Source organism: Streptomyces armeniacus (assembly GCF_003355155.1).
Taxonomy (GTDB): Bacteria; Actinomycetota; Actinomycetes; order Streptomycetales; family Streptomycetaceae; genus Streptomyces; species Streptomyces armeniacus.
This window is the reverse complement of the sequence record NZ_CP031320.1, coordinates 3,165,471-3,178,255: the sequence shown is the minus strand read 5'-3', so window position 1 is coordinate 3,178,255 and position 12,785 is coordinate 3,165,471. Positions and strand designations below refer to the sequence as shown.

Sequence of the window (12,785 nt, the reverse complement as noted above, 5' to 3'; positions counted from 1 at the left end):
GGTCAGGCCGCCTCCACCTTCAGACCCTTGTCCCGCATGTCAGCGATCACCTGCTTCTGCACGGTCTTCATCGCGTCGGTGAACGAGCCCTTGGAGTTGATGGCGTCGGTGAGGGCGTCCGTCATGTGGTTGATCATCGCGACGGTCGTCGGCCCCCACTTCCAGCTGGTGTCCACCGCCTTGTCGGACGCGGCGAACACGTCGTTGTACTTCTGGCCGCCGAAGAAGTCGCTCGGCCGGTCCAGCCGCGAGCCCTCGAAGCCCTTCTTCGCCGCGGGCCAGCCGTAGCCGCCCGCGATCAGCAGGTCGATGCTCTTGGGGTCGGTGTTCAGCCAGACGGCGAAGTCCATCGCCTCCTGCGGGTGCTTCGCCCCGGAGAAGACGGCCGTGGTCGAGCCGCCCCAGTTGGCGGAGGCGCCCGCGCCCTTCTTCCACTGCGGCATCGGCGCCACGCGCCACTTGCCCTTGGTCTTGGCGGCGTTCCCGGAGATCAGCGCGTCACCCCACTGCGCGCTGACCCAGCTGACGACGTCGCTGGACTGGAGCGCCGAGTACCACGGGCTCTGCATCACCGGCAGCGTCTTGACCAGCTTCTGCCGGACGAGGCCCTCCCAGAACTCGGCCACCCTGCGGGTCGGTTCGCTGTCGATGGCGACCTTCCAGGCGTCGCCCTCCGTACGGAACCACTCCGCGCCCGCCTGCCAGGCGAGGCCCGCGAGCCACGGGCCCATGGAGGCCGGGAAGGTGTCGATGTACGCGCCCTGCTTGCGGATCTTCTTGGCCGCGGCCTCGAAGTCGTCCCAGGTGGCGGGCGGTTCGACGTTCCACTTCGAGTACAGGTCCTCGCGGTAGAACAGGCCCATCGGGCCGGACGCCTGCGGGACCGCGTACACCCCGCCGTCGTAGACGACCTGCTCCCACTGCCAGCCGACGAACTTGTCCTTCTGCTTGTCGGCGCCGTACTCGGAGAGCTCCACCAGGCCCTTCTCGAGCAGGAACTCGGGGATGTTCATGTACTCGACCTGGGCCAGATCGGGCGGGTTCCCCGCCTTCAGCGCGGAGTGCATCTTGGCGTACTGCGCGCTGTTGTGCGGCGACACCTTCTCGAGCCTGACCTGGATCTCGGGGTTCTGCTTGTTCCACAGGTCGACGGCCTTGTCGATGCCGGGCACCCAGGCCCAGAAGGTCATCTGGATCTTCTCGCCGGGCTTGCGCTTGCTCGAGGACTCGCCGTCGTCGTCGGAGCCGCAGCCCGTGACGGCCAGTCCGGTGGCGGCGGTCGCCGCCGAGGCGGCGAGCAGGGAACGTCGGGATGTGCCGACCGAGGTCATCATCGTCCTCCAGAGCCGGTCAGAGGGTGAGGTCGGAAATCGGGATGCGCAGGAACGAGATGGTCGAGTAGGCGCTGAAGTCCCCTGTCTCGTAGAGCAGTCCGACGGTGTCCGCGTCGATCCGTACCAGATCGGAGTAGGCCGCGGGAAGCCCGTCGACGGTGTACGCGGACCGCCAGGTGACTCCGCCGTCCGTGCTCGCCCGCACCGTCATCAGGGCGCGCGAGTCGGGGTCGGCGGGGGCGGAGAAGAGCAGCAGGTCGGGGTCGCGGAGCTGGAGCACGCTGGCCTCGACGACCGGCGCGACGAGCCCGGCCTGCGGCCGGAAGGGCAGTTCGAGGGTGGCCCCGCCGTCGGCGGAGTAGGCGTCGGCGCGGTTGCCGGGCGAGGGGGAGTCGTTGCGGGTGTTGAAGTAGACCCTGCCGTCGGGGAGTTCGGCCGCGGTGGTCTCGTTGACGTTGACGTATCCGTCGGTGTTGTCGTCGGTGTAGCCGAGCCGCCAGGTCTCGCCGCCGTCGTCGCTCAGCAGGTCGTGGCCGCCGTTGTAGCGGCCCTCGGTGCCGTTGTCGCCGCCGGTCGGCGGCACCGAGTGGTTGGCGGGGACGACCAGCCGGCCGGTGTGCGGCGCCTCCCGCAGCTCGATCGCGTGGCCCGGCGTCGTCGCGTACCAGCGCCACTCCGGCCGCTTGGTCGTCTCGGTGATCTCGCGCGACGCCGACCAGGTCGCGCCCTCGTCGTCGCTGTGCTGTACGTAGACGCGGCGGCCGTCGGCGGCGGAGACCCGGCCGCGCCGGATGGCGTCCTCGGTCGCCGCGGCGGCGTTGAACACCTCGACGAGGACGACCCGGCCGTCCGCCGTGGCGATCGGCGCCGGGTTGCCCGCGAGGTCGTCGCCGTTCGCCGCGACCACCGTCATCGGGCCCCAACCGGCGCCGCCGTCGGTGGAGCGGCGCAGCACGATGTCGATGTCCCCGAAGTCGTCGTCCGACGCGCGGCGCCCCTCGGCGAACGCCAGCAGCGTGCCGCCCGCCGTCACGACCACGGCGGGAATGCGGAAGCTGGCGTACCCCTCGGTCCCGGCGACGTACGGCACGGAGGTCGCGCGCACGGTCCGTTCCGGTCTCTGTGGTGGGGGTGCTTCTGACGTCATCGGCTTCTCCTGTTCCTGCTCAGCAGCGGATCCAGCAGAGGTAGGACGTCCTGTGTCCGTGGGGGGACAGTAGGTACCCGGATGCCACCCGTCAAGAGAGCCGTCGGCGTCAAGTCGACCGAAACCGGAGGCCGGTCGTAGGATGTTCCGCATTCCCCGCCGTCCCCACCAGTCCACCAGTGCCGCAGGAGGCGCCGTGACCAGACCGGACCGCGCCCGTACGCTGCAGGACCGCATCGTCGAACTCATCCACGAGCAGGGGCTCTCCCCCGGCACCGCCCTGCCCACCGAGCCGCAGCTGATGGCGGAGCTGGGCGCGAGCCGCAACAGCGTCCGGGAGGCCGTCCGCGCCCTGCAGGCCCTGGGGATCGTGGAAATCAGACACGGGAGAGGCACGTTCGTCGGGGAGGCACCGCTCACAGTCCTCACGCCCTCGCTCGCCTTTCACGTACGGACCCGCTCCTCCGCGCCCGGAGTCACCGCGCTCGGCGATCTGGTCGAGGTGCGGGAGCTCATGGAGGTGGGGCTGATCGGCACCGTCGCGGCCACCATAAGCCCGGCCCGGCTCGCTGCCCTGGAGGCGCTGGCCGCCCGGATGGGTGAGGACCCGGAGGCGGACCGCGCGTTCCACGCCCTGCTCTACGAGTCCTGCGGGAACGACCTGGTGCTCCAGCTCATCCAGCTCTTCTGGGGCGTCTACCACGAGGTCGAGAACACCCTCGAGCCGCCGGTCGACCGGGCCGAGGAGATCGTCGCCAACCACCTCGCGATCGTCGCGGCCCTGCGCACCCGGGACGCGGAGGCCGCGCGGGAGGCGATGCGCAGGCACTTCACGGACGTCAGGGCGCGGGTGACGCACGCCGAGGAGCTGGCAACGTCGGCGTCCTGACCGCCGCCCCCGCGGGTCCTCGCCCCACAGCCGCCGTCTTGACACCCGCCGGTGGCCGGATCACGCTGCTGAGACATGGGACGTCCTACGATGGCCGTCCGACCGCGACCGACCTGGAGCGCCCATGCCCCCACCCGCCGCCCGCTTCCCCGCCCCGCTGCGCGGTGTGGTGCCGCCGCTGTGCACACCGCTGACCCCCGCCGGCGAGGTCGACACCCGCTCGCTGCGTGCCCTCGTGGAACACCAGCTGGTGGCGGGCGTGCACGGGCTGTTCGCCGTGGGCTCCACCGGCGAGGCCGCGCACCTCAGCGACGCGCAGCGCCGCACCACCATCCGTACGGTCGCCGAGGCGGCGGGAGGCCGCGCACCCGTACTGGCGGGGGTGATCGACACGTCCACCGCCCGCGTACTGGACCAGGCGCGCGCCGCCGCCGATGCCGGCGCCGACGCGCTGGTCGCCACCGCGCCGTTCTACGCCACGACGCACCCGGCGGAGACGGAGGACCACTTCCGGCGCGTACGGGCGGGCGTGGACCTGCCGCTGTTCGCGTACGACATCCCGTCGGCCGTCCACACCAAGCTGGCCGCACGTACGGTCGGCGCCCTCGCCGCGGACGGCACCCTCGCCGGGCTCAAGGACAGCAGCGGCGACCTCGGCGCGCTGCGCCGGCTGCTCGTGGGGCTGCGGGCGGAGGGTGTGGACAGCTCGTTCAGCGTGCTCACCGGCTCCGAACTCACCGTGGACGGCGCCCTGCTGGCGGGCGCGCACGGCGTGGTGCCGGGGCTGGGCAACGTCGACCCGGCGGGCTATCTGCGGCTGTACGAGGCGGCCCGCACCGGCCGCTGGACGGAGGCCGCGGAGGAACAGGACCGGCTGGCCGAGCTGTTCGGGATCATCGAGGCGGGCGCGGGCGCGGAGATGAGCCACGGCGCGTCGGCACTCGGCGCGTTCAAGGCGGCGCTGGGGCTGCTGGGCGTGATCGAATCCCCGGCGACGGCGGCACCGCAGGCCGCGCTGGACGGCACGGCGGTGGCATCCGTACGGGAGGCGCTGAAGCGGGCGGGTCTGCTCTGACGGCGGCCGCGCGCGCGTAACGGCGCCGCCCCGCACGCGGGTTGGGCGGCGCCGTACGTACGAGGGCGTCAGCCGAGCGGGCCGACCTCCCCCTGGTTCAGCGCGCGGCCGTCACCGTACGTCGCGCGCACGGCGTCGTCGTTGTTGTACGCGGGGTCCGTGAGGTACTCGGCCCAGACCATGAAGTACGTCCACTTCGGCTGCCGCGCCAGATCCTCCGGTGACGGGACCTTCCCGACCTCGGCGAGGGCCATCGGCTTGGAACCGGCGAGCTGCTCCAGGGCGCGGTAGTACGCGTCGGAGGGGAAGTTGTCGGCCCAGGCGTCGACGGAGACGACGTCGACGTACTCGTCACCCGGATAGTACGAGGCGACCTGGTCGACGTCGACGTCCTTGACGTTCCACACCCACACCAGGTTGGTGAGGCCCTTCGTCCGCGTGAGGTAGTCGTGGGTGATCTGGTAGAGCTTGCGGCTGCCGTTCTCGCCGGGGCGCCCGCCCCACCAGGACCAGCCGTCGTTCATCTCGTGGATCGGGCGGAACAGCGCGGGCACGCCCGCGTCCTGGAGCTGCTGGAGGTACGGGACGGCCTCGTCGAGGCGCTTCTTCCACGCGGTGTTGAGTTCGGTGCCGTCCTCGACCAGTTCGTTCCACTGGTCGTCGGACAGGTCGTCCTGGACACCGGTGCCGGGGTCCCAGCCGCAGGACGAGCCTCGGGTGGGCGGGCACACGTGCCAGGTCAGGGTGGCGAGGGAGCCGTTCTGCCACTCTGTCTCGGCCTGGTCGATCATCGTCTGGCGGTTGGCGACGTCGTCGGAGGCGAAGAGGAAGTCGCCGCCCCACAGACCGGGGTAGACGCCCGTGATGTCGTGGACGGCGGAAGTCCACTTCGACGGCTCCGAGTTCGGCTCGCGGTTGTGCTGGCCGGTCACGGTGCTGCCGCCGGATATGGACGTGAGGTAGTCGACGACGTCGGCCGGGTCGGCGGCGGCCTTCGCCTGCGCCTTCGCCTTCGCCTTCGCGTTCGCGTTCGCGTTCGGAGCGACGCCGTCCTGCCCGGACGGCGCCGCTCCGGCCGTGCCGAGCGCGGCGGTTCCGGCGCCGCCGAGGGCCAGCAGGCCCGCGACGCAGAGGGAGAGCGTGCGCTTGCGCATGGGGTTCTCCTGTGGTGTGTGTGGGGGATTGCGCCTGCATGTGCGGGGTGGTGCGGCGGTGCGGTCGTACGAGTGGGGGACCGGGTCAGCCCGGGGGCGGCGCAGCCGTGGAGCCGCGCGGTGTGAGTACGGGCGTGTGGACGGCGCGTGGCTCGGGGCGTGCGCCGCTCAGTACGCCGTAGAGCGTGCGGGCGGCCTCGGCGCCGAACGCGTGGACGTCGCGGCTCATCGCCGACAGGTTCGGGTGGGTCAGCTCGCAGAGCTGCGAGTCGTCCCAGGCGAGGAGCGACACGTCCGCGGGCACGCGCAGCCCCATCTCCGTGGCGACGGACAGGCCGGCGACGGCCATCAGGTCGTTGTCGTAGACGATCGCGGTCGGCCGGTCCGCGGACGCGAGCAGCGAACGCGTGGCGCGCGCGCCGTCCTCGCCCGAGAAGTCGGTCGCCGTCTGCCGCCCCGGCTCCAGCCCCGACTCCGCCATGACCGCGCTGAACGCGCCGCTCCGGATGATGCTGTGCCCCAGCTCGGGCGCGCCCCCGACGCGTGCGATACGCCGGTGCCCGAGCGCCGCGAGATACCGTACGGCCTCCCCGACCGCGCCCGCGTCGTCCGTCCACAGCGCGGCGAACGGCCCTGTCAGCGACGGGTGTCCGACGGCCACCGCCGGCAGCCCGATCCGCGAGAGCTCCGCGATGCGGGGGTCGTCCTCGCGCAGGTCGACGAGGACGGAGCCGGCGATCTGGCCGGACTTCCACCAGTGCCGCTGGAGCTCGATCTCCTCGTCCAGGTCGCGTACGAGCCGGAGCAGCAGCGCGCTGGACCGCTCGGTCAGGACGCTCTCGATGCCGGAGATGAACTCCATGTAGAAGGGCTCCAGGCCGAGTTGGCGCGCCGGGCGGCAGACCGCCAGGCCGACCGTGCCGCTGCCCGCGGCCAGCGAACGGGCGGAGAGGTTCGGCTCCCAGCCCATCGCGCGCGCGGTCTCCAGGATGTGCGCGCGGGTCGCCTCGGACACGCCCGGCTTGTTGTTGAAGGCCAGCGACACCGCGGCCTTGGACACGCCGGCGCGGGCCGCGACGTCCTTGATGGTGAGGCGCGTGGTGCTCATCGCGGCTCCACCGCGAACAGCGCGGCCCGTACGGCCTCCACGGCCGGCGCGCCGTCCGTGTCCGGCGCGTCCCCCGGGTCCCACCCTCGTACGGCGATCGTCGCGCGCTCCCCCGGCAGCAGCGTCAGCAGCCCGCGGTCGGCGGTGGCCTCGGGGCCGAGGCGGTCGGCCTGGAGGAGCAGATCGCGCAGCAACGTACGAGCGGTCACCGTGACCTCCACGGCGTCACCGCGCCGCGCCAGCTCCACGTCGAACCGCGGTGCGGGGTAGGCGAATTCGCGGTCGCGTACGGGGAAGTGCAGCGCGCGCAGCCCGCGCTCGGCGTCCCCCGCGTCCGCGTCCGCATCGGCGTCCGCGACCAGGTACTCCTTCCCCGACCCCGCGTCCGGCACCAGCTCCGCCGGCACCGCCGCCTCCGCGACCGTACGGGCCGCCGCGCCGAGGTCCAGCCGCGTCCCGGCGAGCGTACGGCCGTCTGCGGACATCCGCCGCAGCCGTACGCTCGTACGCCACGCCTCCGCCGACTGGTTGACGGCGACCACCGCCGGGGCCCCGTCCCGGAGCTGGACGGTGAGCAGCCGGTCGGCGTACACCCGGCGCAGTTCGAAGTAGAGCGGCTTGAGCCGCCCGTCCCCGTCGATCGCGGCCCACGAGGTCACCGGCCAGCAGTCGTTGAGCTGCCATACGACGGTCCCCGCGCAGGCCGGCCAGTGCGCGCGCCAGTGCTCGACGCCGGTGGCGATGGCCCGCGCCTGGTTGACCTGGGTGAGGTAGTGCCAGCGGTCGAAGTTCCCGGGCGGCGCGAAATGCCGCTCCAGGCCCCGGTCCAGCTTGCCGTTGCCGTCCGCCGCCTTCTGGTGGTGCAGCATGCCGGGCGAGTCCGGCGCCAGGGTCTCGCCGGGGAGCGCGCGGCGCAGCGTCGCGTACGCGGGCGGCGCCTGCCAGCCGAACTCGGCGGCGAAGCGCGGCACTTCGAGCAGGTAGTCGGTGTAGTCCGTGCGGTTCCAGACCTCCCAGGAGTGGGAAGTGCCGTGTCGCCGGTCGTTCGGGTGGTGGTCCCAGGAGCCGGACCACGGGCTGCCAGGCCAGTACGGGCGGGTCGGGTCGGTCTCGGCGACGACGCGGGGCAGCAGCCCGAGGTAGTAGCCCTCGCCCCAGGAGTCGCCGGCGAGCGGCTCCTCCCAGTCCCAGTCGCGGAAGCCCCACAGGTTCTCGTTGTTGCCGTTCCACAGGACGAGGCTGGGGTGCGGCATGAGGCGTACGACGTTCTCGCGCGCCTCCGCCTCGACCTCCGAACGCAGCGGCTGCTCCTCCGGATAGGCGGCACACGCGAACGGGAAGTCCTGCCAGACCAGCAGGCCCAGCTCGTCGCAGACGTCGTAGAAGGCGTCCGCTTCGTAGATTCCGCCACCCCAGACGCGCACGAGATCGACGCCCGCCTCGCGCGCCTGCGTCAGCCGGGTGCGGTAGCGCTCGGGGGTGATGCGGGACGGGAAGACGTCGTCGGGGATCCAGTTCACGCCGCGCGCGAAGATCCGCTCGCCGTTGACGACCAGCGTGAAGCCGCTGCCCAGCTCGTCGGGAGAGGTGTCGAGCGCGACCGTACGGAAGCCGATGCGGCGCGACCAGCGGTCCAGCGTCCCGCCGTTCTCGTCGCTGAGGGTCAGCTCGCAGTCGTACAACGGCTGTTCGCCGTAGCCACGCGGCCACCACAGGGCGGCGTCGGGCACCTCCGCCGTGACCGTGGCGTGCGTGCCGTCGAAGCGTACGGAGGCCTCGACCGTCGCGGACGCCCCCGGCGCCCCGGGCGTCCCGGACGCCCCTGGCGCCTCCGGGCCGCCGACGCGCAGCTCCGCGGTGAGCGTACGGTCCGCGCCGGACTCCGTACGCAGCACCTCGAACCGTGCTTCCACGCGGCCCGCCCCGGCGCCGTCCACCGTCACCAGCGGGCGTACGTCCGCGAGCCGCGCCGTCGACCAGTGCACCAGCCGGACCGGCTTCCACATGCCGGCCGTGACCAGCGTCGGGCCCCAGTCCCAGCCGAACGAGCAGGCCATCTTGCGGATGTACTGGAACGGTTCCGGATACGCGTTGGGACGCTCACCCAGCCGGTCCCGTACGGCCTCCGCCTCGGTGTAAGCGGAGTCGAAGCGGACGGACAGGGCGGTGCCGGAGGCGGCATCCAGGAGGCCGGTCACGTCGAACCTGTGGCCGCGGTGCATGTTGCGCGTACGGCCGACGGCCGCGCCACCGAGGCTGATCTCGGCGACCGTGTCGAGCCCGTCGAAGACGAGGTCGGTGCGTTCGTGCGGCGTCTCGCGCGGCGGCACCACGGTGTCGTAGCGCCAGTCGGCGCGGCCCACCCAGGCCACCTCGTCCTCGGCCCGGGAGAGGAACGGATCCGGAATCACCCCGGCGGCCATCAGGTCGGTGTGGACGCAGCCCGGGACCCGGGCCGGGAGCTCTGCCGCGCCGTGCCGCAGGGTCCAGCCGTCGGTCAGGGGGATTTCGTCCTGCATGCCAGGGCTCCGTTCATGTGTTTCAGGGGCGTTCACTGTGTTCAAGGGCCTTGCGGGGCTGGGCGGTTCGGCCGGTTCGGCCGGGTTTGATGGGTTTGCCGGGTTCGACGGCCTCACGATTTGACCGCTCCGTCCACCAGCGCGCTCTCCATACGGCGCTGGAGCGCGACGTACACCGAGTACACCGGGACGAGCGTGATGAGGCAGGCCGCGGCGAGGATGCCGTACTGCACCATCGTGGCCGAGACGAGTGACGGCAGTGCGACCTGCACGGTGCGCAGTTCGGGGTCGGGGCCGAGGATGACCAGGCTGAACAGGTACTCGTTCCAGAAGCCCAGGAAGTTCAGGATCGCGACGGTGATGACGCCCGGCGCCGACATCGGCACGTAGATCCGCCACAGCACCGTCCACCGTCCGGCGCCGTCCATCATTGCGCTCTCCTCCAGCTCGGCCGGGATCGTCCGCATGAACTGCGTCAACAGAATGACGGACAGCGGCAGCGCGGTGGCCGGCAGGAAGAGGATCAGGAACGCCTGCATCTGGAACATCTCGAGCTCGATGGCGAGCAGCACCGTCGGCACCAGCGCCGCGAACGCCGGGATGAGGAAGCCGATCCCGAAGATCCGCTCGACCACCGCCGCCGTACGCCCGCCGCTGCGGGCGAGTCCGTACGCCGCGGGGAACGCGAGCGCCAGCGTGATGGCCTCCGCTCCGGCCGTGATCAGCACGGAGTTGCCCAGTGCCGGGCCGAGCGAGGCCAGGTCCCAGGCGTCGGCGAAGTTGTCGAACAGCCACTGGCCGGGGAGGGAGAAGGGGTGCGCGAAAACCTCCGCGTTGTCCTTGAGGGAGGTGGTCAGCAGGTAGTAGAGCGGGAGGAGCAGCAGCAGGGCGTACGACCAGGCCAGCACGTGGCCGGCCAGCATGCCCCTGCCACCGTGGGCGCGGCCGGCCCGGGGGCGGCGCACCCGGGCAGGGCTGACCCGGGCAGGGCTGACCCCGGCGCCCGTAACGGCTCCTGCGGCTGGAGTGGTACGGCGGGACGGCACGGTCGGGTACCTCCTCTCAGTAGTTCTGGCGCAGGACCCTGCGGATGACGACCATGCCCGCCAGTCCCAGGACGAAGAGCAGCACGCCGACCGCCTGGCTGTAGCCGACGTCCTGCTGGAGGAACGCCCGCTGGTACATCAGGTACGACAGCGTGGTGGACGAGGTGCCGGGGCCGCCCTTGGTCAGCATCAGCACCGTGGCCGAGGAGTTGAACAGCGTCCACAGGAACTGGAGCATCGTCGCCACCCCGACGAACCCCTTGCACACGGGGAACGCCACCTGCCACATCCGCCGCCAGTGCCCGGCGCCGTCGAGCGCGGCGGCCTCGTACACGCCGTCCGGGACGCTCGCCAGCCGGGCGGCGAACAGCACGGCGGTGTAGCCGATCCCGGCCCACACGTCGACGAGGATCACCGCGGCGAGCGCCGTCGAGGGGTCGGCGAGCCAGGGGGTGGCGGCGGAGCCCAGACCGGCCGTGCGCAGCAGGCCGTTGACGCCGCCCTCCGGCGCCAGCATCCCCATGAAGATCATCGCCTTCGCGGAGAGCGAGAGCAGGCCGGGCGTGAAGCAGAGCACGCGCAGCACGCGGTGGCCGGGCGGCCTCAGCTGGAGGTAGTAGCCGAGCATGAAGGCGAGCGGGATCATCAGCGGGAGGGCGACGCCGAGTTGGACGCCGGTGTTGCGGAGGGCGTCGTAGAACGCCGGATCGTCGAAGACACGCCGGTAGTTGTCCGTTCCGGTGAACTCGTGCGGCGAGATGAGGCTCGCCCACTTGTTGAGGCTGATCACGAACATCGCGACGACCGGGCCCGCCATGAACACCCCGTACCAGAGCAGCGCCGGCACGGCGAAGACGGTGGGGCCCCACCCGCGCCTCCGTCGGCGTGCGGCGGCGCGGGCGGGGGGTGCGGGGCGACCGTTGGACAACGTTGTCCGGCGCTTGTCCGCAGTCGCCAGGGCGGTGGACATCACTGGGCTCCGGCGTACGCCTGGTCGAGCGCGCCGCAGATCTTCTCCGCGTCGTTGCCGGAACCGTAGGCGAGGCTGGTGGCCTGTACGAGCGGGGTGTTGGCGGCGGCCGGCACGTGCAGGTCGGGCAGCTGGGCGTCGGCCGTACGCTCCGGAAGGTCGTTCACGGCACTGCGCAGCAGCGGGTCCTCCGTCTTGCGGTGCTCGGCGTCCAGCTTGAGCGACGGGTAGACGGAGGCCTCGGCGAGGAACTTACCGGAGACATCCGGCTGGTAGAACCAGCTCACGAACTCCTTGACCGCGTCCTGCTTCTTGTCGCCGTTCGGGCTGATCCAGAAACCCGTGCTGGTGTAGCCGGTGAACGACGTCGGCTGCTTGAACTCCGCGCCCTCCGGCAGCGGCAGCCCGGCCAGCTCGGTCTGCTTCCGCACCTTCTCCGGCAGTTCGATGAACGCCCACGAGCCCTGCGACATCATCGCCGCCTTGCCCGTGTAGTACTTGTTCTGCATCGCGTCGAACGTGAAGCCCTGCGCCTTGTCCACGAAGACGCCGGCGTCGCGCAGTTCGGTGAACAGCCTGATGCCCTTCATCGTCTTCTCGGAGTCGCAGAAGCCGCCCTTCGCGTACAGCTTCCGGCTCTCGGCGGGCGGCGTGTACGACTGGGCTATCTGGAAGAACAGCTTCTGGCCGCTCCAGTCGTTCCCGCCTACGGTCAGCGGTTCGATGCCCGCCTCGCGCAACTTGCCCGCGGCGTCGATGAGTTCGTCCGTGGTGGCCGGGACCTCGGGCACACCCGCCTTCTTGAGCAGCGCGGTGTTGTACCAGACCGGCCAGGAGAACCCGGCGAACGGGAACCCCATCACCTTGCCGTCCGCGTCCGTCCACTCCTCGAGCGCGCGCGGCTCGATCCGGTCCCGCAGGCCCCACTTGTCGAGGTGTTCGTCCACGGGGACGGCGGCACCGTTCCCGGTCCAGCCGAGCGTCTTGTCGTAGACGTTGACGAAGACGACGTCGGCCTCCTTGTTCGCGGCGAGCGAGGTCTCGTACGACTCGTCGAGGTCCTCGCCCGCCTCGACGATCCTCACCTTGATGCCGGTCTCCTTGGTGAACGCCGCGGCCTGCTCGTAGAAGAGCTTCCCGCCCGGCGTCGACTTCAGGTACTGCGACAGCACGGTCAGTTGCCGCGGGTCGCTCTGCGCCGCGTCGTCGCCCTTGCCGCAGCCGCTCAGGGCGGCGAGCAGCGAGAGGGCGCCGACGGCGGCGGTGACTGTTCTGCGGGGCGCGGTCCGGTACGGGCTCATGTGCCGTTGCCTCCTGGTGAGTCGCGGGCGCTCTGACACGGGGTGGTCGGCGTGGCGCTTAACGTAGAGGCCGTTTTGGGGGCCCGTCCATAGACCGGTCTAGCTTTTCTTCACCTTAATTTCCGGGAGTTGGTTTAGCGTTTTGCTGAACCTTGACTAAACAAGCTGGCGCTGGGACAACGGCATCGGCCAGACAAGACGAGACGGTCCGTTCCGCGCGCACCCGCACAGAACGGACCGTC

The 12,785-nt window shown here is 71.4% G+C and carries 10 protein-coding genes; 2 read left to right on the top strand and 8 right to left on the bottom strand.

Annotated elements, in window-relative coordinates:
* Nucleotides 1-2: 2 nt before the first annotated feature.
* Nucleotides 3-1,334 carry an ABC transporter substrate-binding protein gene (locus DVA86_RS13750; RefSeq protein WP_342776357.1) on the bottom strand — a complete coding sequence of 444 codons (1,332 nt, stop codon included), beginning with the start codon at nt 1,332-1,334 and terminating at the stop codon, nt 3-5.
* Between the two features lie 16 nt (nt 1,335-1,350).
* Nucleotides 1,351-2,481: a sialidase family protein gene (locus DVA86_RS13745; RefSeq protein ID WP_208878501.1), complete on the bottom strand. Its 1,131-nt coding sequence runs from the start codon at nt 2,479-2,481 to the stop codon at nt 1,351-1,353.
* A 196-nt stretch (nt 2,482-2,677) separates the two neighbouring features.
* Between DVA86_RS13745 and DVA86_RS13740 the strand changes: the two genes are divergently transcribed.
* The gene (locus tag DVA86_RS13740) at nt 2,678-3,370 is read left to right on the top strand and encodes a FadR/GntR family transcriptional regulator (RefSeq protein ID WP_245996549.1); all 693 of its coding nucleotides are present in this window, start codon (nt 2,678-2,680) and stop codon (nt 3,368-3,370) included.
* Between the two features lie 124 nt (nt 3,371-3,494).
* On the top strand, nt 3,495-4,445 hold the full coding sequence (locus DVA86_RS13735) for a dihydrodipicolinate synthase family protein (protein ID WP_208878498.1): 951 nt from the start codon (nt 3,495-3,497) through the stop codon (nt 4,443-4,445).
* A gap of 68 nt (nt 4,446-4,513) precedes the next feature.
* Here the strand turns inward: DVA86_RS13735 and DVA86_RS13730 are convergent, their stop codons facing one another.
* From DVA86_RS13730 to DVA86_RS13705, 6 genes are all read right to left on the bottom strand, one after another.
* Nucleotides 4,514-5,599 carry a glycoside hydrolase family 26 protein gene (locus DVA86_RS13730; RefSeq protein WP_208878496.1) on the bottom strand — a complete coding sequence of 362 codons (1,086 nt, stop codon included), beginning with the start codon at nt 5,597-5,599 and terminating at the stop codon, nt 4,514-4,516.
* An 85-nt stretch (nt 5,600-5,684) separates the two neighbouring features.
* On the bottom strand, nt 5,685-6,707 hold the full coding sequence (locus DVA86_RS13725) for a LacI family DNA-binding transcriptional regulator (RefSeq protein ID WP_208878495.1): 1,023 nt from the start codon (nt 6,705-6,707) through the stop codon (nt 5,685-5,687).
* Entirely contained in the window at nt 6,704-9,226 is a 2,523-nt protein-coding gene (locus tag DVA86_RS13720; protein ID WP_208878494.1) for a glycoside hydrolase family 2 protein, read from the bottom strand. Before DVA86_RS13720 ends, DVA86_RS13725 begins: the two co-directional genes overlap by 4 nt.
* A 113-nt stretch (nt 9,227-9,339) precedes the next feature.
* The gene (locus DVA86_RS13715; RefSeq protein WP_208878492.1) at nt 9,340-10,149 is read right to left on the bottom strand and encodes a carbohydrate ABC transporter permease; all 810 of its coding nucleotides are present in this window, start codon (nt 10,147-10,149) and stop codon (nt 9,340-9,342) included.
* A gap of 139 nt (nt 10,150-10,288) precedes the next feature.
* Nucleotides 10,289-11,242, bottom strand: a complete 954-nt coding sequence (locus tag DVA86_RS13710) for a carbohydrate ABC transporter permease (RefSeq protein WP_208878490.1) — start codon at nt 11,240-11,242, stop codon at nt 10,289-10,291.
* A complete protein-coding gene (locus DVA86_RS13705; RefSeq protein ID WP_208878488.1) occupies nt 11,242-12,543 on the bottom strand; it encodes an ABC transporter substrate-binding protein in 1,302 nt (433 codons plus the stop codon). Before DVA86_RS13705 ends, DVA86_RS13710 begins: the two co-directional genes overlap by 1 nt.
* Nucleotides 12,544-12,785: the final 242 nt, after the last annotated feature.

Bases quoted from the DNA above. Each gene is read 5' to 3' on its own strand.
- DVA86_RS13750 (WP_342776357.1), bottom strand. From the start codon at position 1,334: ATGATGACCTCGGTCGGCACATCCCGACGTTCCCTGCTCGCCGCCTCG.
- DVA86_RS13745 (WP_208878501.1), bottom strand. From the start codon at position 2,481: ATGACGTCAGAAGCACCCCCACCACAGAGACCGGAACGGACCGTGCGC.
- DVA86_RS13735 (WP_208878498.1), top strand. From the start codon at position 3,495: ATGCCCCCACCCGCCGCCCGCTTCCCCGCCCCGCTGCGCGGTGTGGTG.
- DVA86_RS13730 (WP_208878496.1), bottom strand. From the start codon at position 5,599: ATGCGCAAGCGCACGCTCTCCCTCTGCGTCGCGGGCCTGCTGGCCCTC.
- DVA86_RS13725 (WP_208878495.1), bottom strand. From the start codon at position 6,707: ATGAGCACCACGCGCCTCACCATCAAGGACGTCGCGGCCCGCGCCGGC.
- DVA86_RS13720 (WP_208878494.1), bottom strand. From the start codon at position 9,226: ATGCAGGACGAAATCCCCCTGACCGACGGCTGGACCCTGCGGCACGGC.
- DVA86_RS13715 (WP_208878492.1), bottom strand. From the start codon at position 10,149: ATGCTGGCCGGCCACGTGCTGGCCTGGTCGTACGCCCTGCTGCTGCTC.
- DVA86_RS13710 (WP_208878490.1), bottom strand. From the start codon at position 11,242: ATGTCCACCGCCCTGGCGACTGCGGACAAGCGCCGGACAACGTTGTCC.
- DVA86_RS13705 (WP_208878488.1), bottom strand. From the start codon at position 12,543: ATGAGCCCGTACCGGACCGCGCCCCGCAGAACAGTCACCGCCGCCGTC.